The sequence below is a fragment of the Rugamonas sp. DEMB1 genome, from assembly GCF_029834475.1.
Taxonomy (GTDB): Bacteria; Pseudomonadota; Gammaproteobacteria; order Burkholderiales; family Burkholderiaceae_D; genus Rugamonas; species Rugamonas rubra.
Window position 1 is genome coordinate 3,261,492 of record NZ_CP122407.1, and the last position, 23,592, is coordinate 3,285,083.

General features: G+C 68.2%; 16 protein-coding genes and 1 pseudogene. 9 read left to right on the forward strand and 8 right to left on the reverse strand.

The window, feature by feature from the left end; genetic code table 11:
* The first annotated feature begins 240 nt into the window (after window positions 1–240).
* The 6 genes from QC826_RS14770 (at window position 241) to QC826_RS14795 (ending at window position 11,337) form a co-directional block, all read left to right on the forward strand.
* A complete protein-coding gene (locus tag QC826_RS14770) occupies window positions 241–1,308 on the forward strand; it encodes an ABC transporter substrate-binding protein (RefSeq protein ID WP_279766262.1) in 1,068 nt (355 codons plus the stop codon).
* A gap of 182 nt (window positions 1,309–1,490) precedes the next feature.
* Complete coding sequence (locus QC826_RS14775) at window positions 1,491–2,636, forward strand: ABC transporter substrate binding protein (RefSeq protein ID WP_093390164.1); 1,146 nt, start codon at window positions 1,491–1,493, stop codon at window positions 2,634–2,636.
* Window positions 2,637–2,677: 41 nt separating this feature from the next.
* Window positions 2,678–7,213 (forward strand): EAL domain-containing protein, encoded by a 4,536-nt coding sequence (locus tag QC826_RS14780; RefSeq protein ID WP_279766263.1) that lies wholly within the window; start codon window positions 2,678–2,680, stop codon window positions 7,211–7,213.
* Window positions 7,214–7,601: 388 nt separating this feature from the next.
* Window positions 7,602–9,497, forward strand: coding sequence for a thiamine pyrophosphate-binding protein (locus tag QC826_RS14785; protein ID WP_279766264.1), 1,896 nt, complete (start codon window positions 7,602–7,604; stop codon window positions 9,495–9,497).
* The gene (locus QC826_RS14790; RefSeq protein ID WP_279766265.1) at window positions 9,497–10,453 is read left to right on the forward strand and encodes an SDR family oxidoreductase; all 957 of its coding nucleotides are present in this window, start codon (window positions 9,497–9,499) and stop codon (window positions 10,451–10,453) included. Before QC826_RS14785 ends, QC826_RS14790 begins: the two co-directional genes overlap by 1 nt.
* Before the next feature lie 11 nt (window positions 10,454–10,464).
* On the forward strand, window positions 10,465–11,337 hold the full coding sequence (locus QC826_RS14795; RefSeq protein ID WP_279766266.1) for a citryl-CoA lyase: 873 nt from the start codon (window positions 10,465–10,467) through the stop codon (window positions 11,335–11,337).
* On the opposite strand, the gene QC826_RS14800 is transcribed toward QC826_RS14795, so the two are convergent.
* A complete protein-coding gene (locus QC826_RS14800; protein ID WP_279766267.1) occupies window positions 11,292–11,741 on the reverse strand; it encodes a hypothetical protein in 450 nt (149 codons plus the stop codon). The genes QC826_RS14795 and QC826_RS14800 overlap by 46 nt on opposite strands.
* A gap of 46 nt (window positions 11,742–11,787) precedes the next feature.
* Between QC826_RS14800 and QC826_RS14805 the strand changes: the two genes are divergently transcribed.
* The gene (locus QC826_RS14805) at window positions 11,788–12,189 is read left to right on the forward strand and encodes a hypothetical protein (protein ID WP_279766268.1); all 402 of its coding nucleotides are present in this window, start codon (window positions 11,788–11,790) and stop codon (window positions 12,187–12,189) included.
* A 121-nt stretch (window positions 12,190–12,310) separates the two neighbouring features.
* The gene (locus QC826_RS14810; protein ID WP_279766269.1) at window positions 12,311–14,359 is read left to right on the forward strand and encodes a TonB-dependent receptor plug domain-containing protein; all 2,049 of its coding nucleotides are present in this window, start codon (window positions 12,311–12,313) and stop codon (window positions 14,357–14,359) included.
* A 77-nt stretch (window positions 14,360–14,436) separates the two neighbouring features.
* On the opposite strand, the gene QC826_RS14815 is transcribed toward QC826_RS14810, so the two are convergent.
* The 7 genes from QC826_RS14815 to QC826_RS14845 all read right to left on the reverse strand — a co-directional run bounded on the left by QC826_RS14815 (window position 14,437) and on the right by QC826_RS14845 (window position 21,321).
* Entirely contained in the window at window positions 14,437–14,772 is a 336-nt protein-coding gene (locus QC826_RS14815) for a hypothetical protein (RefSeq protein WP_279766270.1), read from the reverse strand.
* Between the two features lie 96 nt (window positions 14,773–14,868).
* Entirely contained in the window at window positions 14,869–15,312 is a 444-nt protein-coding gene (locus QC826_RS14820; protein ID WP_279766271.1) for a hypothetical protein, read from the reverse strand.
* Window positions 15,313–15,364: 52 nt separating this feature from the next.
* Window positions 15,365–15,703: a FlxA-like family protein gene (locus QC826_RS14825; protein WP_409567834.1), complete on the reverse strand. Its 339-nt coding sequence runs from the start codon at window positions 15,701–15,703 to the stop codon at window positions 15,365–15,367.
* 12 nt (window positions 15,704–15,715) lie between these two features.
* Window positions 15,716–16,069 (reverse strand): FlxA-like family protein, encoded by a 354-nt coding sequence (locus tag QC826_RS14830; protein WP_279766273.1) that lies wholly within the window; start codon window positions 16,067–16,069, stop codon window positions 15,716–15,718.
* A gap of 170 nt (window positions 16,070–16,239) precedes the next feature.
* Entirely contained in the window at window positions 16,240–18,336 is a 2,097-nt protein-coding gene (locus QC826_RS14835) for a hypothetical protein (protein WP_279766274.1), read from the reverse strand.
* Between the two features lie 202 nt (window positions 18,337–18,538).
* The gene (locus tag QC826_RS14840; protein WP_279766275.1) at window positions 18,539–20,836 is read right to left on the reverse strand and encodes a penicillin-binding protein 1A; all 2,298 of its coding nucleotides are present in this window, start codon (window positions 20,834–20,836) and stop codon (window positions 18,539–18,541) included.
* Between the two features lie 263 nt (window positions 20,837–21,099).
* Complete coding sequence (locus QC826_RS14845) at window positions 21,100–21,321, reverse strand: hypothetical protein (protein WP_279766653.1); 222 nt, start codon at window positions 21,319–21,321, stop codon at window positions 21,100–21,102.
* Here QC826_RS14845 and QC826_RS14850 point away from each other — a divergent pair.
* Window positions 21,251–23,383, forward strand: a pseudogene (locus QC826_RS14850) (phosphocholine-specific phospholipase C); the annotation flags it as partial. The gene QC826_RS14845 and the pseudogene QC826_RS14850 sit on opposite strands and share 71 nt — an antisense overlap.
* Window positions 23,384–23,592: the final 209 nt, after the last annotated feature.

The following is a 23,592-nucleotide window of genomic DNA, read 5'->3' on the forward strand; positions in this document are numbered from 1 at the left end:
CACAATCGCGCCCGCAGAGATACACTTGCCCGTATGACATATTCTGCCGCTGTGGCAGTGGCCGCTGCATGCGCGATACCCGCGCCTGCGCGCCGCTGCAACGTTGAACAACACCGTGAGTCTTAACTATTGCCGTTCGACTTGGCCATTTTATTTCTTAGACATCTGTTTAGCGCGCCCCCGCAGCGCCGGCGCGGCGCGACGCGCCTGCCGCTGCGCCCGCTGCCGGGCGCCTGGCCGGTGACGCAACTGGGCCTGCTGCTGCTGGCCGCGCTGTTGGGCACCGCCGCGCCGGCCGGCGCCAACGCCAACCCGGACGCGGGCCCCGCCGCCAGCACCGCCACCTTCGCCGCCGCCCCGGCGCGGACGGGCGAGCCGGCGCCACGGCCGCGCCACGCCGATGCGCTGCAACTGGCCCAGTCCGGCGACGCCGCGCGCCGCCCGGCCGGCGAGGCGGTCGCCGTGCTGTTCCCCGACATCGGCGAACCCTACCGCAAAGTCTTCACCGAGATCATCGACGGCATCGAGGACGGCGGCAAGCTGCGCGTGCGCAGCTACCCGGTGGCCAGCAACGCCGACCTGGCCGAACTGCAGGCCACCTTGAAGCGCAACGGCAGCCGCGTCGTCATCGCCCTCGGCCGCCAGGGCGTCAAGGCGGCCAGCGGGCTCGAGCCGGCGCTCGGCGTGGTGGTCGGCGGCGTCAGCTCGGTGCCGGACGCCGACAAGCTGAACGGCATCAGCCTGTCGCCCGATCCGGCCCTGCTGTTCGCCCGCCTGAAGAGTTTGCTGCCGGCGGTGCGCCGCGTCATCGTCGTCTACAACCCGCAGAACAGCGAGGCGCTGATGCGCCAGGCGCGCGAGGCGGCGCGCGGCCTCGGCCTGGAGTTGAACGCGCTGGAGGCCGGCGACCTGGCCGGCGCCGCGCGCCGCTACGAGGCCGCCTTCGCCGCCGCCGACGGCCGCCACGACGCGCTCTGGCTGCCGCCCGACCCCACCACCGTCGACGAGGCCACCATCCTGCCCATCGTGCTGAAGGAATCGTGGAACCGCAACGTGCCGATCTTTTCCAGCAGCATCCTGCACGTCAAGAAGGGCGCGCTGTTCGCCCTCTACCCGAACAACTACGAACTGGGCCGCGAACTGGCCGGCCTGGCCGCCGCCCTGCTGCAGGGCGAGCCGGCGCGGCGCGGCGTCAGCCCGCTGCGCGCGGTGCGCATCGCCTTCAATTGGCGCACCGCCAGCCACATCGGCTTGAATATTGACGCAGGACAACAACGGACCTTCGATTTCCTCTTCCCGGAACCCTGATACCGGGGCACGGATGGGGAAAATTCTTTCTTAATAGTAAATAGAGAGCATATACTACTGGCCAGATGCTCTTGCCCCGGCATACCAGCGGTTGACGACGATCGCGCGGGGCCGCAATGGACGGTTTAATGATCAAAAAGAAAATATTCAACGCTGGCCAAAACCTCGCCAGCGGCGCTCTGATGTGCATGTTGGCCCTGGCCGCCACGCTCGCCATGGCGCCGGCGCGCGCGCAACAGCCAACCCAGCCACAGCCGCGGACGGCGCCATCGGCCGCGCCCGGCCGCCCGGCCGCCGCCTCCATCGTCGACCTGCCCGGCGCCGCGCCGCGCAACGCGGTCGGCGCCCTGCTCGACCGCATCGAGTCCGGCACCGTGAGCGCGCCGCAGTGGGCCGAGGTGCGCCCCGTCACGCTGGCCCAGCTGGAGGACCAGCTGCGCCGGCCCGAGTTGCAAGCCTCGATCGGCAAGGGCAGCATCGCCGTGCTGTATCCGAACGTGGACGAACCCTTCCGCAGCGCCTTCGTCAGCATGATCCAGGGCATCGAGGAGCGCACCAAGCTGCGCGTGCGCAGCTACCCGGTCGACCCGAAGGTGGACACCGCCGAACTCAACACCACCCTGAAACACAACGGCACCCGTGTCGTCATCGCGCTGGGCCGCCAGGGCCTCAACGCCACGGCCGGCCTGGACCGCGAGATTTCCGTGCTGGTCGGCGGCGTGCTGCTGCTGTCGGAGAGCGAGAACGTGGCCGGCATCAGCATGACGCCCGACCCGGCGCTGCTGTTCGCCCGCCTGCGCGCCCTGCTGCCCGAGCTGCGCCGCGTGATCGTCGTCTACAACCCGCAAAAGAGCGAATGGCTGATGAAGCTGGCGCGCGACGCCGCCCGCGCCCAGGGCCTGGAGCTGTCGAGCCACGTGGCCGGCGACCTGGCCCGCGCCGCCCAGCTGTATCCGCAGTTGATCAACGCCGCCGACCCGCGCCGCGACGCCGTCTGGCTGCCGCACGACACCACCACCGTCGAGGAGAGCACCATCCTGCCGCTGGTGCTGCGCGAGTCGTGGAACAGCGGCGTGCCCCTGTTCTCGAGCAACGTGCTGCACGTGAAAAAGGGCGCCCTGTTCGCCATGGTGCCCAACAACGTCGAGCTGGGCCGCACCCTGGCCAGCTCGGCCATGGGGATGATCGCCGGCGACGCCAAGCGGCGCAGCCTGGTGCCGCTGCGCGAGCTGCAGACCGCCATCAACGTGCGCACCGCCAACCACATGGGGCTCAACCTGGGCTACCAGCAGCAGCGCGCCTTCGACTTCGTCTATCCGCAGCCATGACGCGCTAGCCGTTCCACCTTTGACTCCCGAGCACGGTAAATATGTTTCATAACTATCTACGCCGCACCGGTTTCCGGCGCCAACTCACCGTCATCGTCTCCGCCGCCATTCTCGGGCTGGCGCTGTTCTCCTCCTTCATGAACGCCTGGGAGGCGCGCGCCCGCATGCGCGACTACTTCCTCGAGCAGGGCCAGCGCATCGCCGACAACCTGGCGCGCCAGTCCACCCTGGCGCTGCTGTTCCACTCGGCCGAGAACGCCCGCGACGTGGTCACCACCACCCTCGCCTTCCCCGACGTGGAAGGCCTGCGCATCATCGACAACCGCCAGCGCGTGCTGCTGGTGCGCACCGAGCCGGAAACCCGCCTGACCACCGCGCCGGCCGGCAAGGCCAACCCGGCCCGCGCCAGCCTGGTCGGCGAGAGCGACGACGCCTGGCTGTTCGGCGCCCCGGTCTACGGCGGCCAGGCCGAGGCCTCGCCGTTCGAGGTGCAGGACCACCAGCCGCAGCTGCTCGGCTACGTCCAGGTCCAGGTCAGCAAGAACACCCTGCAGCGGCTGACCCTGTCGTTGTTGCTGGGCAACCTGGCGATCACCCTGTCGTTCGCCGTCATCCTGCTCGGCCTGGTCAGCCTGCTGACGCGCCACATGATCAACCCGCTCAACGCCCTCTCGACCCTGATGCGCCGCGCCCAGGCCGGCGAGTCCGGCATGCGCGCCGCGCCGGACGGCCCGCGCGACCTGATCGAAATGGGCTCGGCCTTCAACCAGATGATGAACGTGCTCGAGCAGCGCGAGGCCGAATTGAAGGACTCGCGCGACGCCGCCGTCAGCATGGCGCTGATGAAGGCGCAGTTCGCCGCCACCGTCAGCCACGAGGTGCGCACCCCGCTCAACGGCGTGGTCGGCATGCTCGACATGTTGAAGGAAATGCACCTCAACCAACGGCAGCAGGAATGCGTCGACGTCGCCTGGAACTCCTCGCGCACGCTGATCGACCTGATCAACAACATCCTCGACTTCTCCAAGATGGACGCCGGCAAGCTGGCGCTCGAGGAGGTCGACTTCGACCTGCGCAAGCTGCTCGAGGAGGTGATCGAACTGGTGGCCCGGCCGGCCCAGCAAAAAGGCGTCGAGCTGGCCTACCTGCTGGCGCCCGGCGTGCCCGAGCGGATCAACGGCGACTCGCTGCGGCTGCGCCAGATCCTCATCAACCTGCTCGGCAACGCCGTCAAGTTCACCGAACGGGGCGAGGTGGTGGTGCGCATCGCGCTGGCCGAGGCGGGCGCCGGCGCGCCCTTCGGCCTCTCCTTCGAGGTGCGCGACAGCGGCATCGGCATGAGCCAGGAGGCGCAGCAGCACCTGTTCGAATCCTACGTCCAGCCCGACCCCTCGACCACCCGCCGCTTCGGCGGCACCGGCCTCGGCCTGGCCATCTGCAAACAACTGGTCGGCCTGCTCGGCGGCGCCATCTCGGTGGCCAGCGCGCCCGGCGCCGGCACCACCTTCGTCTTCTCGATCCGCTGCCGGCCCGCCGTGCAGCAGCCGGTCGCCACGCCCGACGCCACCCTGGCCGGACGCCGCGTCTTGGCCGTCGACGGCAACGCCGCGGTGCGCGAGTTCCTCGACGGCGTGCTCACGCGCGCCGGCGTGAACGGTTTCGTCACCGGCTCCGGCCTGGCCGCCCTCGACGAGCTGAAGACCGCCGCCGCCGCCGGCCAGCCCTACGCCGTCGTGGTGCTCGACCTGCACGCCACCGACGAACACGGCGCCGCCCTGGGCCGCCGCATCGAGGCCGCCGGCCTGGTGCCGCAACTGCTGGTGCTCGACCGCCACGGCCCGGCCGGCGGCGGCGCCCTGCTCAGCGGCCACGCCACGCTGGGCAAGCCGCTGCGCCAGGAGCGCCTGCTGGCCGCGCTGCGCGAACTGCTGGCCGGCCGCCACAGCGCCGAGGCGCCGCGCCTGGCGCCGCCGCCCGGCGCGGCGGGACGCCAGTTCCGCGTGCTGGTGGCCGAGGACAACCGCACCAACCAGATGGTCGCCGCCGGCATGCTGGCGATGAACGGCTGCGTCTGCGAATTCGCCTCCAACGGCCGCGAGGCCGTCGAGGCGGCGCAGCGCGACCGCTTCGACCTGATCCTGATGGACTGCAGCATGCCGGAGATGGACGGCTACGAGGCCACCGCCCACATCCGCGTCGCCGAGGAGGCATTGGGCCGGCGCACGCCGCTGGTGGCGATGACCGCCAACACCCAGCGCGGCGACGCCGAGAAATGCATGGCCGCCGGCATGGACGACTACCTGGCCAAGCCGATCACCCTGGTCGAGCTGCGCCACAAGCTGGAAAAATGGCTGCCGCACGGCGCTCCGGCGCCGCTGCTCGGCGCCGACGCCAAGAGCGACGCCAAGACGGACAACGATAGCGACGGCGACGGCGACGGCATAGCCATCCGCGCCGCCGGCCAGCAGGTCGACGCCGCCGAACTGCTCGACGACGATGCGCCGCCGGCCGACGCCACCGTGGCGGTCGACCGCGCCGTCTTCGACAAGCTGCGCGAGATCCTCGGCGCGGCGCTGCCGCACGCCATCTCGCCCTTCCTCGAGGACACCCCGACCTACCTGAACGAGCTGGAACACGCCGTGCAGGACGGCGACAACGAGGCGGCGCGGGCCCGCGCCCACGCCCTCAAGGGCTCGTCGGGCAACCTCGGCGCCAACGCCCTGGCCGAGCTGGCCGAGCAGGCCGAGCAGCTGGCCATCGCCCACCAGGTGGCGCAGATCGCGCCGCTGCTGCCGCGCCTGCGCGCCGCCTACCACGAGGTGGCCGCCTTCCTCACCGGCGAGGTGGCGGCCGACGCCTTCGACACCCAGGGTCCGCAGGAGGAGCTGGCCCAGGTGCTGATCGTCGACGACGACCGCAGCACCCGCAGCACCCTTCGCTACATCTTGCAGCGCGACGGCTTCCAGGTCGAAGAGGCGGCCGACGGCGCCCAGGCGCTGGCCATGCTCAAACGCTTCCAGCCCGACGTGATCCTGATGGACGCGGTGATGCCGGTGATGGACGGTTTCACCGCCTGCGCCCGCATGCAGGAACTGCCCGGCGGCAGCGCCATCCCGGTGCTGATGATCACCGCCCTGCAGGACAACTCCTCGGTTGAACGCGCCTTCGCCGCCGGCGCCAGCGACTACATCCCCAAACCGATCCACTACGCCGTGCTGTCGCAGCGGGTGCGCCGCATCATCGAGGCCAACCGCGCCGAGAAACGCATCCGCCACCTGGCCTACAACGACCTGCTCACCGGCCTGCCCAACCGCACCCTGTTCTTCGAGCTCCTCGGCCAGTCCATCGAGCAGGCCGACGCCACCAAGGGCCAGCTGGCCGTGCTGTTCATGGACCTGGACCGCTTCAAATACGTCAACGACAACCTCGGCCACGACGTCGGCGACCGCCTGCTGGTGGCGGTGGCGCAGCGCGTGCGGCACAGCGTGCGCAATGTCGACACCGTGGCCCGCCTCGGCGGCGACGAGTTCACCGTGGTGCTCGGCGACCTGGAGGGGCCGGCGGCGGCCGCCACGGCGGCGCACAACATCTGCCGCGTGCTGGCCGCGCCGTTCCAGATCGACGGCCACGACATCTTCGTCACCAGCAGCGTCGGCATCGCCATCTACCCGCACGACGGCACCGACGTCGCCACCCTGGTCAAGCACGCCGACAGCGCCATGTACCGCGCCAAGAAGACCAACACCGGCTTCCAGTTCTACGAGGCCTCGATGGAGCAGTCGATCTCCGAGCACGTGCGGCTCGAGAGCGACCTGCGCCGCGCGCTGGAACAGCAGCAGCTGGAGGTCTACTACCAGCCGCAGGCCATGCTGTCGACCGGCCGCATCATCGCCATGGAAGCGCTGGTGCGCTGGCGCCATCCGACCCGCGGCATGGTCTCGCCGGTCGAGTTCATTCCACTGGCCGAGGAGACCGGCTTGATCAACCCGCTCGGCGACTGGGTGCTGCGCACCGCCTGCGCCCAGCTCAAGGAGTGGATCGAACAGGGCCTGCCGCCGCTGCGCGTGGCGGTCAACCTGTCGGTGCGCCAGCTGCTGCAGAAGGACTTCGCCGCCTCGGTCGAGGCGGCGCTGGCCGACACCGGCCTGCCGCCCAACCTGCTCGAGCTGGAGATCACCGAGAGCACCCTGATGGAGAACGCCGAGGACACCTTGAAGGCGCTGCACCGCCTGCGCAACCTCGGCGTGCGGCTGTCGATCGACGACTTCGGCACCGGCTATTCCTCGCTGTCCTACCTGAAGCGCTTCCCGGTCGACATCATCAAGATCGACCGCTCCTTCGTGCGCGACGTGCCGCAGGACGCCGACGACGCCGCCATCGTCACCGCCATCATCGCCCTGGCCCACAGCCTGCGCCTGGAGGTGGTGGCCGAGGGCGTCGAAACCCAGGCCCAGCTGCAGTTCCTGCGCGCCAAGCACTGCGACCTGCTGCAGGGCTACCACCTGAGCCAGGCCGTGCCGGCCGCGCAGTTCGCCGAGCTGGTGCGCTCGCAGGAGGCGGCGCTGCTGCGCGCCTGAGCGGCGCCGCGCCACACCAAGGCCGGGTCCGCTTCACGCGCACCCGGCTTTTTTTTCGTCAAGGCGCTAGCGGCCCCAAAGCCGCCCACAGGCAAGGAACCAGGGTCAGACCCTAGGGTCTGACCCTCGATTCTGCCGCTGGGTTTTGCCCGCGGTCCCGGCACGACGAGAGCCCGCGAATTGTTATCATTTCGAAACAATAAATGCTGTAAAGATAGAATAATTCCCCCAATTCTATCTAAAAGTAACAACTCTCCTTGTTTTTAGGCTATTATTGCGCCGCAACATAATTTGCCATCACGCAAGTAATGTTTTCGTCTAGATATCGCTTTTGTTTCGGCTCACCGCATCCCCGCCTAGCCGATCAATCAACATTGAGGAGCTTCGCATGTATGACGCCGTCGAATTTGAAGATCAATCCCCCCTGCTGCAACGCAGCGCCGCGCTGTCCAAGCCACTGTCCAACCCGCCGCCGGCCACGCTCGACGGCCAGGTGATGGACATGGACATGGCCGACCTGCTGGTCGCCTACCTGGAGCAGCTCGGCGTCGACTACATCTTCGGCATCCCCGGCGGCGCCATCGAGCCGCTCTACAACGCCATCGCCCGCAACCAGCGCCGTGGCGGCAACCTGAGCCACATCGTCGCCCGCCACGAGGCCGGCGCCGCCTTCATGGCCGACGGCTACGCCCGCGAGACCGGCAAGATCGGCGTTTGCGTCGCCACCTCCGGCCCCGGCGCCACCAACCTGATCACCGCCGTCGCCACCGCCTACGGCAACGACGTGCCGATGCTGGTCATCACCGGCCAGCCGGCCCTGCCCTCGTTCGGCAAGCACACGCTGCAGGAATCGACCTGCACCGGCATCGACGTGCTCGGCATGTTCCGCCACTGCACCCGCTACAACTCGCTGGTGTCGCACCCGCAACAGCTCGAGTGGAAGCTGGTCACCGCGCTGCAGCACGCCACCCGCGCGCCGTTCGGCCCGGTCCACCTGAGCGTGCCGGTCGACGTGTTCCGCGCCCCGGCCAAGCCGACCGGCCCGGCCTACGACCTGGCCGCGTTGCTGCGCCCGTCCGCGTTGATCGACGCCGGCGCCGTCGACAAGCTGCTGGCCATGCTGGCGGCCTCGCGCAACGTGGTGCTGCTGATCGGCCCCGCCTGCGGCGAGGCGATCGACCTGATCATGCAGTTCGCCACCTTAAAAGGCGCCACCTTCATCGTGCCGCCCGACGGCAAGGGACTGGTCAGCACCCACCATCCGCTGTATCGCGGCGTGTTCGGCTTCGGCGGCCACGCCTCGGCCGAGGCGACGCTGCGCGACGAGTCGGTCGACCTGATCCTGGCCATCGGCAGCACCATGGGCGAATGGAACACGGCCGGCTGGTGCGACAGCCTGCTCAACGAGCGCCTGGTGCACATCGACGAGTGCGAGGAGCATCTGGCCCGTTCGCCGATGGCGCGCATGCATGTGCGCGGCGGCCTGCGGCCGGTGTTCCAGCGTCTGGTGGCGCGCATCCTGGAAGTGCAGGAGCAGGCCGACGTGAAGGTGGAGCGGCGCCGCGCCGCCCGCGAGCTGTGCCATAAAGAGTGGGAAGCCGGCAGCCTGCTGGCCGATCCGGCCGCCTTCCACAGCGACGCCGTGCCGCTGGCGCCGCCGCGCCTGATGAACGAGCTGGGCCGGCTGTTCCCGCCGACCACCCGCTTCCTGGCCGACGCCGGCAACAGCGTCGCCTGGGCCACCCACTATCTGCAACCGGAAGACCGCCGCATGGCCAGCGCCGGCCTGCCGCCCGGCGTGCGCAACGAGCGCCGCAGCACCGGCGGCTGGCTGCGCCTGACCGGCCACTTCGCGCCGATGGGCTGGGCCATCGGCGCCGCCGTCGGCACCGCCGCCGCCAACCCGGCCGCGCCGGTGGTCTGCATCACCGGCGACGGCAGCATGCTGATGAGCGGCCAGGAGCTGTCGACGGCGGTGGCCGAACAGCTCTGCGTGATCTTCGTCGTGCTCAACGACGCCGCCTACGGCATGGTCAAGCACGGCCAGCGCCTCGGCGGCGGCGAGCAAATCGGCTACGCCCTGCCACAAACCGACTTCGCCATGCTGTCGCGCGCCTTGGGCGGCCGTGGCCACACCATCCGCTCGGCCGCCGACCTGGCCGCGCTCGACATCAAGGCCATCTGCAACCACCCCGGCCCGACCCTGCTCGACGTGTACATCGACCCGGAGCAGGTGCCGCCCATCGGCAACCGCATGCGCGTGCTGCTGGAGGACGGACAATAATGGCGGCCCACCACGACAAGCCGGCCGACACGCTGGAACAGGCGCCCGAGCTCGCGCCAAATCGCGCGCCGATTCGCACGCCGATTCGCGCGCCGCGCGGCGCCGCCCGCCAGCTGGACTTTGAGCACGACATCGACCTCGACCTCGCCATCAACGCGGCGGCCGACCTGCGCATCGCGCTCGGCGCCGCCTCCGCCGCCAAGCAGTCCGGCAAGCTGGCCGGCAAGGTGGCCCTGGTCACCGGCGGCAGCAGCGGCATCGGCCTGGCCAGCGCCCTGCTGTTCCAGAACGAGGGCGCGCGCATCGCCATCACCGGCCGCGATCCGGCCGGCCTGGCGATGGCCGGCTCGGTGCTCGACGGCCAAGCCCTGGTGATGCGCAGCGACGCCGGCCAGGTCGGCGAGATCGCCGCCGCCATGGCCCAGGTCAAGCAGCGCTACGGCCACCTCGACGTCCTGTTCATCAACGCCGGCATCGCCAGCCCGGCGCCGATCGAGCAAGTCACCGAGGCCTCGTTCGACGCCCAGCTGGCGGTCAACCTGAAGGGCGTGTTCTTCACCATCCAACAGGCCCTGCCGTTGCTGCGCCCCGGCGCCAGCGTGATCGTCACCACCTCGATCACCAACCAGCTCGGCTCGCCCAACTTCAGCGTCTACGGCGCCGCCAAGGCCGGCCTGCGCTCGCTGGTCAAGTCGCTCGCCCTGGAGCTGATCGGCCGCGGCATCCGCGTCAACGCCATCAGCCCCGGCCCGATCGCCACGCCCATGTTCGACCGCCTCGGCCTGCCCGACGCGCTGGCCGCCGCCAAGAAGCAGGCCATCGCCGACAAGTCGCCCAGCCGGCGCTTCGGCAGCGCCGAGGAGGTGGCCAAGGCCGCCCTGTTCCTGGCCAGCGCCGACTCGTCCTACATGGTCGGCGAAGAGATCGTGGTCGACGGCGGCATGAGCCTGTTGTGATGGAGTCGCCCATGTCCACGCCGGCCGCCCCCAGCGCCAGCGGTGCCGGCGCCGGCAACACCGCAGCCAACGGCGGCGCGCCCACCCCGTCGCCGCGCGACCTGATCCACACCCGCATCTGGCAGGAGGAGCCCGAACCGGACAACCCCTTCGCCACCCGCGCCGCCTACTGCCGTGGCTACGACGTGTTCGGCGAGCTGGTCGGCCAGGCGCGCTGGGTCGAGATGCTGCTGCTCTTGCTGCGCGACGAGCGCCCGGCGCCGGCCGCCGTCGCCACGCTGGAGGCGCTGGCCGTGGCGCTGGCCAACCCCGGCCCGCGCGACGCCTCGGTGCACGCCGCCATGTGCGGCGGCGTCGGCGGCTCCACCGCCGCCGCCAGCCTGATCGCCGCGCTGTCGGTCGGCGCCGGCCGCAACGGCGGCGCGCGCGACGTGCACGACGCCATGCTGCTGTGGCAGCGCTGCGGCACCGACCTGGCCGCCTGGGCCGACTACGACCCGGCGCCGGCCGGCGAGCCGATGCAGGTCTGGCCGGCCGCCGGCCACCTGCCCGGCTTCGAGCCGCACGGCGTCTCCACCACCACGGTGGTGCGCCAACTGCTCACCACCTTGGCCGGCTACCAGGCCGGCCCGCGCTGCGCCTGGCTGCTCGAACGCTTGGAAACGCTGCGTCTGACCATCGGCCTGCCGCTGGCCATCAGCGGCGTGGCCGCCGCCGCCCTGAGCGACCTGGGCCTGACGCCGGGCGAGGGCGAAATGCTCTACCTGCTGCTGCGCCTGCCCGGCGCCGCCGCCCACGCGCTGGAACAACAGGCCGGCGGCTTCCGCCAGTTCCCCTTCTACCCGCTGGAGCTCGACCCAGCCGCCACGCCGGAGGCGCCATGAGCGATACCACCTTGAACCACCCGGCCGCCGCCCCGCTGCGCGGCCCGGCCCTGCTGCAAGAGCACGCCGGCCGCCTGCGCACCAGCGTCGGCGCCGCCTACCCCGGCAGCCACGCCGTGTTTCGCGGCCACGACCTGCACCGCGAGCTGAAAGACCTCGACTGGGTCGACCTCTACGTGTTCGGCATCACCGGCCGCCGCCTGGCCAGCGGCCAGATCGAGATGCTGCACGCCATCTGGGTCTACACCAGCTACCCGGACGCGCGGCTGTGGAACAACCGCGTCGCCGCCCTGGCCGGCAACGCCCGCAGCAGCGCCAACCTGGGCATCGTCGCCGCGCTGGCGCTGTCCGAGGGCACCGTCTACGGCGGCCAAGCCGGCCTGCGCGCCATCGACTTCCTGCAAACGGCCTTACTTCAAAGTACAGGCCGGCGCCGAGCTGGCGTCGCTGGTGTTGGCGCACGCCCGCGCCCACCGCATCTACGGCTACGGCCGGCCGATCAACTCGACCGACGAACGCCTGCCGTGGATCATGCAACTGGCCGAAAAACTCGGCCTGGACCAGGGCGCACACGTCAAACTGGCCTTCGAAGTGGAAAAAGTGTTGCTTCCACACTACCCCCAGTTGCGCATGAACTACGCCTCCCTGCACGCCGCCCTGATCGCCGACATGGGCCTGACGGCGCGCGAGTACCAGCTGCTGCGCATACCCACCTTCCTAGCAGGAATGCCTCCTTGCCTCGTGGAAGCGGCCGCAAAACCCGAGGGCGTCCTCTTCGCCACCCCGTGCAGCGGCGTCGCTTACGCCGGCCTGGCGCGCCGCGAGTGGAGCGCACATGCAACCGGGCAATGATTTTTTGTACATTTGTTACGGTTGCCGCGCTACAATGCAAAAAAACATTCCCGGGAGATAGGTTTTGAAGGCTAAGTACGCATACCCCCTGTATCTGGCAGCGGCCCTCACCATTCCTAACATGCAAGCGTTGGCGCAGAGTCCCAGCGACGAGGACGAGCTCACCCTGGTCTACGGCGACAACGACAGCGTCAGCATCGCCACCGGCACCGTGCAGGCCCTGCGCCGCGCGCCGGCGGTCGCCTCGGTGATCACGGCGGCCGACATCGCGGCGATCGGCGCCAGCGACCTCGACCAGGTGCTCGAGGGCGTCGCCGGCATCCACGTCAACCGCAGCGCCAACAACTATTCGCCCCTGTACGTGGTGCGCGGCATCGTCAGCCAGGTCACGCCGCAGGTGCTGGTGTTGCAGAACGGCGTGCCGATCACCACCATCTACCAGGGCAACAAGGGCAATCTGTGGGGCGGCTATCCGGTCGAACACATCGCCCGCATCGAGATCATCCGCGGCCCCGGTTCGGCGCTGTACGGCTCGGACGCCTTCTCCGGCGTCATCAACATCATCACCAAGGGCGCCGCCGAGACGCCGGGCACCGAAATCGGCGCCCGCCTCGGCTCCTTCCAAACCCGCGACGTCTGGCTGCAGCACGGCGGCAAGCTCGGCTCGGTCGACGTCGCCGCCTACCTGCGCGTGGGCGACAGCGACGGCCAGAAAAGCATCATCGACGCCGACGCCCAGAGCCGCAACGACAAGCTGTTCGGCACCCACGCCAGCCTGGCCCCCGGCCCGGTCAACACCGGCTACCAGGCGGTCGACGGCAACCTCGACCTGGCGCGCGGCCAGTGGCGCGCCCGCTTCGGCTACAAGCTGCGCGACAAGCTGGGCACCGGCGCCGGCATCGCCTCGGCACTCGACCCGGTCGGCCAGCAGAAAAGCGAACGCTACACCACCAGCCTGAGCTGGGCCGACCCGCAGTTCGGCCGCGACTGGGGCCTGGGCGCCACCGTTAGCACGCTGCAATACAACCAGCTGATCCCGGTCGACTTCAAGCTCCTGCCGCCCGGCACCGTGCTGCCCAGCGGGAAATTCCCCAACGGCATGATCGGCGCCCCCGAGGTGTGGGAGCGCCAGCTGCGCCTGTCCGCCTTCGCCGACTACAGCGGCCTGAGCGGCCACCACTGGCGCATCGGCGTCGGCCACGACGACCTCGACATGTACCGCAGCCGAGAACGGCGCAACTTCAGCTACGCCCCCAACGGCGCGCCCATCCCGCTGCCCGGCGTGGTCGAGTTCGCCGGCGAGCGCTCCTTCATCCTGCCGCACCGCCGCAAGATCGACTACCTGTACCTGCAGGACGAATGGCATCTGGCCAAGGACTGGAACCTGACCGCCGGCATCCGCCACGACCGCTACTCGGACTTCGGCAACACCACCAATCCGCGCCTGGCGCTGGTGTGGGACGCCACCTTCGACCTGACCGCCAAGCTGCTGTACGGCCGCGCCTTCCGCGCCCCCTCGTTCAACGAGGGCTACTCCGTCAGCAACCCCGTCACCATGGGCAACCCCAAGCTGCAGCCGGAGACCAACGGCACGCTCGAGGCCGTGTTCGCCTGGCAGGCGCGCGCCGACGCCCAGGTCAACATGACGCTCTACCGCTACTCGATGAGCAACATCATCCGCACCGTCAACAACCCCGGCATCGGCACCGGCGCCGCCTACGCCAACACCGGCGACCAGACCGGCCACGGCCTGGAGCTGGAAGGCAGCTGGAACGTCAACCGCGACTGGCGCCTGCTCGGCAACTACGCCTGGCAGCGCTCGGTCGACGACGCCACCGGCCGCGACGCCGGCTACGCCCCGCACCACCACCTGTACGGCCGCGCCGACTGGCAGTTCAGCAGCGGCTACATGCTCAGTTCGCAGCTGAACTGGGTGGCCGGGCGCAAGCGCGCCGCCGGCGACCTGCGCGACCCGGTGGCCGACTACACCACCCTGGACCTGACCGTGGCGACGCGCCGTGGCCGCCAGCAATGGAACTTCTCGGCCTCGGTGCGCAACCTGTTCAACGCCGACGCGCGCGAACCGAGCCTGGCCCCCGGCCTGGCCATTCCGCACGACCTGCCGATGGCGCCGCGCGCCTTGTCGGTGCAGGCGGTCTACAAGCTGTAGGCTGGCTGGACGAAGGCAAAAAAGGGTTGGACCGCCTCGGCAGTCCAACCCTTTTTTCATCCCGCCGCTCGGCCCGCCTACAGGCTGGCGTGCTCGAGGATTTCCTGGCCCATCAACACGCAGCTCCCACCGAGTTGCGCATAGATCAAATGCATGCGGTACTGGCCCTTGTAGATGGTGCCCCACACCTCCAGCACGTCGAAGGACTGCTTCTTGTTGGCCGGATTGCGGATCGGCGCCAGCACTTTGACATCCGTATCGATTTCCATGCGCTCGTCGGGGCCGAAGTGGAAGGTCAGCAGGCTTGTCGCCTGCTTGACGGCCTCGGCCGAGCAACGGTGCGCCGGTGCCGTCGGTGCCGCTTGCGCCAGGCTGGCGCCGCAAAGAAGGGCTGCCGCGATGATTTTTTTCATTCGAGATCCAGTACCAAAAAGTATCGCCAGCAGCCTAACAGATTTGTCCGGCAAGACGACTCTCTATCGGCCTCGGCCACCGCGGATCGGTCAACCCTAGAAGGACAGATTGCAGCTAAATTTCTTCCCGTAGGCTGGGATAAGCTTGGCTGAATTACTCTTCGGCATTTTTACCGATTTCCCGCCGAACTTCACAACAGCATCCCCCTTGCGGAGGTTCTCTAGCAATGACAGGAAATTATTGTCGCCCACGCGGCTGTCGGCGCTAAACGGCCCACTGTACGAGACACCATTGACGTCGATGGTGAATTTTTGAATTTCTTTGTTGTTGCTCAGTTGAGAAAGGGAAACACTCGATTGCGCATCCGCGCTTCCTTCTTTCGTTGGACATCCGATATAAAGCCGCACGCCATCCTGGTCAATGAAGTACTCGATATTGCCCTGCCCAAAGCCTTCCGTCCATCGCCCTTGAGCCGCAAACGAGTTGACGCAAATGGTAGCGAAGGCAAGACCAATGGCCAGCTTTTTCATTGTATTCATTTCAATATATTCCTTTTCCCGACGTTAAAAAGTCCGGCCCGGGCCCCGGCCCCTACGGCTGGTACGGTTCGAACGAGTCGTCCGGGCCGGGTTCGCGGCGTTTCCGGCTCGCCTCTTGCTGATGCGCCTCGCGGCGCTGGTCGGCCTGCTGGATCTGGCGGATCTGCGCGTCGAACATCGCCATCATCTCCTGCACTTCCTGGATCATCTTGAGGAGGATTTTTCGTTCGGCCGGATCGGTCGTCTCCATCAATTGCTTTTGCAACAGACGCAGGTTCTTCCGCAGGCCCTTGATTTTGGACAGCAACATCGAGATGCTGCCCAGGCTCTCCAAACTCACCCCCATCCGCGCGGAGCTCCCCAAACCGCTCGTTACCCTACCTACCATCATGTTCTCCTGTTGTCAGACTGAGCCGATCCGCGTGCCGTCGCTACCCGGCTGAGTGACCTTGCCCTCAGCTTCGTTTTGGCGGCGCGCCTCGATCCGGTTCAGCTCCTTTTGCCTTTCGTTGCGCTCAAGCTGCTGGATTTGCAGCTGGATCATCTGTATGGTCTGCTGCAGATTCTCTACCATCTTGATCAGCACTTTTCTGGCCTTGGCATCGGGCTCGTCGCCGATTTGCTTTTGGATCTGGCCGATGCTTTTGAGCAGCCCCTTGATCTTCGCCTGCAAGGCCGCGACGCGGCTCTGCGTATCGCCGTTCGCCTCCATGCCGCCGGAGGTGCTCATCCCACTCGAAACAATCGCGACCATCATTTTCTCCAAGTTCCGCCGAAAGCAAAAATACCAACAGTAACAAATATACCATGGAAATTCGGCGATAATTGCACACATTGTCACATGCCAACATTTTGCTCCGTCCTAGCCTGCGCGGCAATTGCTATTCCGACTAGCGCTTTGCCGACCATGGAGCGCAAGCCTGCGCGTCAAGGCAGCACCACCTTGTACACCTGTTGCGGCGTCGCCAGCAGGAACTGCTTGTTGCCGAGCGCATGCACGGCGCGGAAGGGGCCGGGCGGCACGCCCGCCGTCAGCGGCAGCAAATCGCCCGGACTGGCGCTGGCGCCGACCACGCGGCTGACCGTGCCCTGCGGCGAGATCATGAAGACGGTGTCGTCGCCGTTGACCATCAACAGGTTGCCGCGCTCGTCCACGTCGATGCGCGCCGCGCTGTTGGCCTCGAGGGTGACGAACTTGTCGCCGGTTGGAATGGTGCTGACGCTGCCGTCGACGCTGCGCTTGCGCAACTGGATCGACGAGTCGACGAAGTACAGATTGCCGGCGCCGTCCTGCGTCAGGCCGCCCGGACAGGCGAAGCTGGCCACGCCGGCCGGACCGTCGACCGCCTTGAGCAGCGAATCGGACAAGCCCGGCAAGGTTTTCACCACGCCGGCGGCCGACACGGTGCGCAAGCTGGTCTGCGGAATGCCGTCGACCAGCACCTCGCCCTCGCGGCAATTGGTCCAGCCGTCGGACACGGTCAAATTGCCCGCCGCGTCGGCGCTCAATCCTTTCAAGCCGGAGAACGAGGCGCCGCTGCCGACCCCGTTCAACTTGTCGAGGTCGGGGCCGGGCTTGCCCGCCACCGTGCTGACCACGCCGGCCGGGCTGATCTTGCGCACCGTCTTGCCGTCGTTGACGTACAGGTTGCCGCCGCCGTCGATGGTCAGATCGCCGATGTGCCCGAAGCGGGCCGCCGCGCCGACACCGTCGAGCACGGAGCACTCGCCGACCGCGCCGGCCAGCACCGAGGTCGCGCCGGTCGCCGTGATCTTGCGGATCAGGCAGTTGGCGCCGTCGGCCACGTAGTAGTTGCCGCCCTTGTCGGCCGTCACGCCGGTGATGTTGTTGAAGCGCGCCGCCGCGCCCACGCCATCGGTGGCGGGCGGCTCGACGATCTTGCCGCCGGCGAAGGTGGTGACGCGGCCGTCGGCGTCGATCTTGCGCAGCGCGTGGAAGCTGGTGTCGGCCACGATCAGCTTGCCGTCGGCGCCGACCGCCAGTCCGCGCGCGCTGCCGAAGCGCGCCGCCGAACCCAGTCCGTTGGTCGAACCGTAGGCGTCGAGCGCGCCGGCGATGGTGCGCACCACGCCGCCCGGCGAGATGCGGCGCACCGCCCCGCCGTCGTCGTCGGCCACATACACCACGCCATCGCCGTCGACGGCGATGGTGGTCATGAGGCGGAAGCGGGCCTGGGCGCCGCTGCCGTCGGCAAAGCCGCGCTGGTTGGCCACCCCGGCCAGGGTCGTCACCGCGCCGGCCGGGGTGATTTTGCGCACGGCGAAGCCGTCGACAACATACACATTGCCGTTCGCGTCCGCCGTCAAAAAGAGGGGCGCATAAAACTCGGCCGCGCTGCCCACGCCGTCCCGCGTGCCGAAGCCGCCCTCGCGGCCGGCCAAGGTGGTGACCATGCCGGACGTGCTGATCTTGCGGATCCGACTTTGATCGACCACGTAAATGTTGCCGGCCGGGTCGACAGCGATAGCGTCCATACTAAAAAAGCGGGCGCTGGCGAGCGGGCCGTCCACCGGCGCCTCGGCCCTGCCGCCCCTGGCCAGCGTGGTGACCTTGCCGTCCGTGCCGAATTTGCGCAACAGGCTGAAGCCCGCGACGTACACATTGCCGGCCGCGTCCACCCCCATGCTCTCGATGGTGCTAAAGCCGGGGTTGGGCAGGGAGCCGTCCAAGCTCTTGATCTCGGCCACCGTGCTCACCTGGCCGGCAGGACTGAGCTTGCGTATCGTGTTGCCGCCTGTGTCGGCGATGTAGAGATTGCCCGCGCCGTCGAGGGCCAGATTGGCCGGCCAATTGAACTTGGCGACCGCCAAGGGGCCGTCCACCGCGCCCTTGTCGCTCCAACTGCCACCGGCCACCAAGTTGAAGCCGATGCGCGATTCAATCTTGGGCGGCGGCGGCGGCTCCGGCGTGGCGGGGCCGGTCGAACTGCCGGAACCGCAGGCGGCCAACAAGCACAACAAAGAGGCGCCACTTGCCCGGCGCGAAAACACGTAACTATGCATGTGTATCTCCATTTAATTATTTAGCAACATTTATATGCTACTACTTATTTACACGGAGAAATTGCTACATGTGTAAGCATTGGTAAATGCGGCGGCGCCCGGCCGAGCCGTTGCGGCATCGGGCGCCGACATGCCGCCGAGGCGCCCGGCCCTGGCACCTAAAGCGCCACAGCCGAAGCGCCCAACTGGCCAACGCGAGCCGTCAGCCGCCGCCCTCGTTCGGCGCCGGCGCCTGCGTTGGTGCCGACGCCGGCTCGGCCGGTTCCGGCGGCTCATCCTGCTCGTCCTGCATAGGCGGCGGGGTCGGCGCCGGCGCCACGCCGTCCTGTTGCAGATCGCTGGCCTCCTCGCTGACGTCCTCCTCCACCGTCGGCCGGGCCACCGGCGCGCGCTTGCCGCCCGGCAGCAGGGCCGTCGCATCGAGCTTGCCGCTGTCCAGCGCGTTGCGGACGAAGTCGCCCACCAGCAGCACGGCGTTGTGGCCGCCCTGCCCCCAGTAGTTGCTGCGCATGGTCACGCGGGTGTCGTTGAAGCCCACCCAGGCGCCCGTCACCAAGTTCGGATGCATCAGGATGAACCAGCCGTCGGCGTTGTTCTGCGTGGTGCCGGTCTTGCCGGCGACGTCGCCGTTGATGCCGAAGCGGTAGCGCACGCCGGTGCCGGTGCCCCGGTTGACGACGCCGCGCATCATGTCGATCAGCTTGCCGGCCGACTCGGCCGACATGGCCCGCTCCGCCTTCTCGGGCTCGAAGTTGGCGACCACCTTGCCGCTGCGGTCGGTGATGCTGGTGACGAACACCGGCTTGCGGTACTCGCCCTCGGCGGCGATGCTGGCGTAGGCGTTGACCATCTCCAACAGCGTGACCGGGCTGGTGCCCAGCGCCAGCGACGGCACCGAGGCCAGCTTGCTCTGCCGCACGCCGAGGCCGCGCGCCAGCTTGACGATGGGCGGCAGGCCGACGTCCTGCATCACCTGCGCGGTGATGGTGTTCTTGGAATAGACCAGGCCGTCGCGCATGGTCATCATGTTGCCGGTCGAGCCGCTCATGTCGGTCGGCCGCCAGACGCTGCCGTCGGCCGCCTTGATGTCGAGCACCGCGTCGCGATAGGGCCGCTCGGGCAGGAAGCCCTTCTCCAGCGCGGCGCCGTAGACGATGGGCTTGAAGGTCGAGCCCGGCTGGCGCGCCGCCTGGGACACGTGGTCGAACTGCTCGCGCTGGAAGTTGCGGCTGCCGACCCAGGCCTTGATCTGCCCGCTGGCCGGATCGAGCGCCACCATGCCGGCCTCCAACCGCGTTTTGGCGGCGTGCAGTTGGGCGATGAAGTGGCGGTCCGCCTTCAAGCGCTTGAACGCCACGGCCGCCTCCTCGCCGCCCTCGACCGCCTTGCGGTAGTCGCGCGACTCGCGCACGATGGCGTCGGCGTAGTCGGGATGCGACTGCCAGAAGTAGGCGAAGGACGGCGCGCCCTCGCGGGTTTCGCCGTAGGCGCTGGTCGAGGTGGCAGAATAGGTGGAGTGCTGGCTCCATTCCGTGTCGGCGATCGCCTGCAGGGCGCGGCCCTGGCGCTCCACCGCGCGCATGGCCGCCGATTGCAGGCCGAAGTCCAGCGTGGTGTGCACCACTAGGCCGTCCAGCTGCAGGTTGTAGTCGTTCTCGTCGGCCCACTGGATCAACCACTTGCGCACGAAGGCGGTGAAGTGGGTGTCCGTGCTGCTGCGCTCGGCCTGGCGGGCGAAGTGCACGCGCAGCGGTTTTTTCAGCAGACTCTGGTAGCGCGCCTCGCTGAACAGCTCGTGCTTGCGCATCTGCCCCAGCACCACGTTGCGGCGCTGCACAGAGCGCCCGGCATTGCCGACCGGGTTGTAGTAGCTGGTGCCCTTGAGCATGCCGACCAGGGTCGCGCTTTCCAGAATGTCCAGTTGCAGCGCCGACTTGTCGAAATAGGTGCGCGCGGCCATCTCGATGCCGAAGGTGTTGTACAGGAAGGGCACGGTGTTCAGGTAGGCTTCCAGAATCTCCGGCTTGCTGTAGGTCGCCTCGATTTTCAGCGCGGTGATCATCTCCTTCAGCTTGCGGTTGATGTTGCGCGAGCGGCCTATCTCCTCCGGGAACATATTGCGCGCCAACTGCTGGGTGATGGTCGAGCCGCCCTGGGCGTCGCCCAGCAGCGTGTGGAAGACCGCGCCGCCGACCCGCGTGAAGTCGATGCCGTGGTGCTCGTAGAAGCGGTGGTCCTCGGTGGCGATCAGCGCGGCGATGACGTGGGGCGAGATTTTGTCGAGCGGCACGCGCTCCTGCAAACCCTGGTCGAAGCTGGCCAACTCCTTGCCGTCGGCCGAGACGATCGCCGTCGCGCGCGCGGCGCGCGCCTGCTTGAGGTCGCGGATGCCGGGGGTGAGCGGAATCAACAGCAGCACATACACCACAAACAGCGCCGCCAAGGCGACGCCGGCCCACAGCGCGAAGAACCAAGGCCGGCGCTTTTCCGGTTTGCTCATCAGGTAGGCCTGGCCGCGCGCATAGGCTTGCCGCGCGGCCAGAACGGCCTTGTCGGCCCATGGCCGGGCATGTTGTTGCAGCCACGCGGCCAGTTTTCGTAAAAATTCCACTGTCTAGAGCCCGTCGTTCATTGTTCGCAGGGCGCAAGTATATATGAGGTTCCTCGGGAATCAGCTGGAGCCGGGGTTACAAACTGAAGGCGCCAGCGGCTACAAAACCACCCAACGGCAACGAGCCAGGGTCAGACCCTAGGGTCTGACCCTCAAATCGGGCCGCTGAGTTTTCTATAAAACCCAGCGGCCCAACCGAACGAATGTTGATCCAACAAGATCAATCCAGCAATACTGTTGTCATATTTGATCGTTATCATTGCCGCTTCCCACGCCCCCGCAGTCCCAATCGAAGGAAGCAAGATGATCTCAGCAGGACGACGCAAGTTCCTCAGTTTCGCCGCCGCAACGGCCGGCGCCAGCGCCACCACCATGTTCCCCAGCGTAATCCGCGAGGCCCATCGCCGTGCCCGCCAACAACGTCACCGGCACCCTGGCCGACGTCGAACACGTCGTCATCTTCATGCAGGAGAACCGCTCCTTCGACCACTACTTCGGCACCCTGTCCGGCGTGCGCGGCTTCGACGACCCGCGCGCCATCGCCCTGCCCGGCGGCAACCCGGTCTGGTATCAGCCCAACCCGGCCGGCGGCCACGTGCTGCCCTTCCACTTCGACGCCAAGAACACCAGCGCCTTGTCGGTCGGCACCAACCACTCGTGGAAGGGCTCGCAGACCACCTGGCAGGGCTGGAACGCCTGGGTGCCGCAGAAGACCGCGCAAACCATGGGCTACTTCGACCGTGGCGACCTGCCCTTCTACTACGCCCTGGCCGACGCCTTCACCATCTGCGACGCCTACCACTGCTCGATCTTCGGCGCCACCGACCCCAACCGCATGTATTCGCTGACCGGCGGCAGCCAGGGCTGGCTGGGCGCCATGGGCAGCCTGTACAACGTCAGCCCGACCGGCTTCTACAACAACGACCCGGCGCGCGACAACATCTCCGCCGCCGTCACCGCCGGCGCGCCCAACTGGCGCACCTACGCCGAAACGCTGGAAGCCAACCAGGTCAGCTGGAAGGTGTATCAAGAGTGGGACAACTACGGCGACAACTACCTGGCCTACTTCAAGACTTCCGCGTCAACGCCGACGGCAGCCGCCTCGGCAGCGACTCGCCGCTGTACCAGAAGGGCCGCGCGCTGGCCGCCGGTTCGACCGAGAGCAACTCCGCCGGCACCAAGGGCGACTGGCTGGTCAAGGCCTTCGCCGACGACGTGCGCGAGAACCGCCTGCCGCAGGTGTCGTGGATCTGCGCGCCGAACGACTACACCGAACACTCGCCCGCCTCGCCCAACGCCGGCGAAAACCTCACGGCGCGCCTGCTGGCCGCGCTGGTGGCCAACCCGACCGTGTGGTCGAAAACCGTGTTCCTGCTGATGTACGACGAGAACGACGGCTTCTTCGACCACGTGCCGTCCGACTTGGCGCCGCTCACCGCCGGCATGGGCAAGACCACCCTGGCCGACATCGGCAAGTACGAAAACTACGGCGGCGTGCCGGTCGGCCTCGGCCCGCGCGTGCCAATGCTGGTGATTTCGCCGTGGAGCAAGGGCGGCCGCGTCTGCTCGCAACTGTTCGACCACACCTCGAAGATCCGCTTCCTGGAAGAATGGCTGGTGGCCGGACGCGGCAAGGACCGCGCCAAGGTCGAGTGCGAGCTGATCTCGCCGTGGCGCCGCGCCGTCTGCGGCGACCTCACCTCCGCCTTCGACTTCAGCAAGCCCAACAAGACCTGGCCGGCCAGCGTGCCCAAGTCCGCCGCCTACCAGCGCGTGACCGGCAAGCCCTACCCGCAGCCGCCGGCCGTGCAGACCCTGCCCAAGCAGGAACCCTGCCCCACCGTCACCGGCACGCGCTACGCCTGCGCCCTGCCCTATGAATTGTCGGTGCACGGCGGCCACAAGGGCGGCAAACAGTTCGAGCTGGACTTCGCCAACGACGGCACGGCCGGTGCCGCCTACATCGTCTACTCCTCGCTGCGCAGCGACGGCCCGTGGTACTACACGGTCGAGCCCGGCAAGCGCATCGAACAGGAAATTTGGAACTGGACCGGCAACAGCTACCAGCTGACCGTGCACGGCGCCAACGGCTACCTGCGCGGCTTCCAAGGCGCGCTGGGCCTGGCCGCCGGCGGCGCCAAGCCCGAGGTGCGCAGCAGCTACGACCGCGAACGTGGCGCCCTGGGCCTGAGCCTGCTGAACACCGGCGGCGCCAAGCCCTGCCGCTTCACCGTCACCGACATGGCCTACGGCGCCGAGCCGGCCATCTACACCGTGGCCGCCGGCCAGAGCCTGTCCGTCGACTTGGCGCTGGACGCCAGCTTCGGCTGGTACGACCTCAACATCAGCTGCGACGCCGACGCCGGCTGGTCGCGCCAGCTGGCCGGCCACGTCGAAACGGGCCGCGCCAGCCGCACCGATCCGCAGATCGGCACCAACCGCGTCAAGGTCACGCTCGACACCAGCACCCCGCACGTCTCGCGCGGCGCGCCGGTGCTGCTGCACTACGCCGCGCCGCCGGGCAAGCTGGACGCGGAGAACTGGATCGGCATCTACGCCCCCGGCACCTCGCCCGGCAAGGGCAACGCGCTGCAATGGGCCTACGCTCCGGCGCAGAACGGCACCGCCTCGTTCAGCACCAGCGC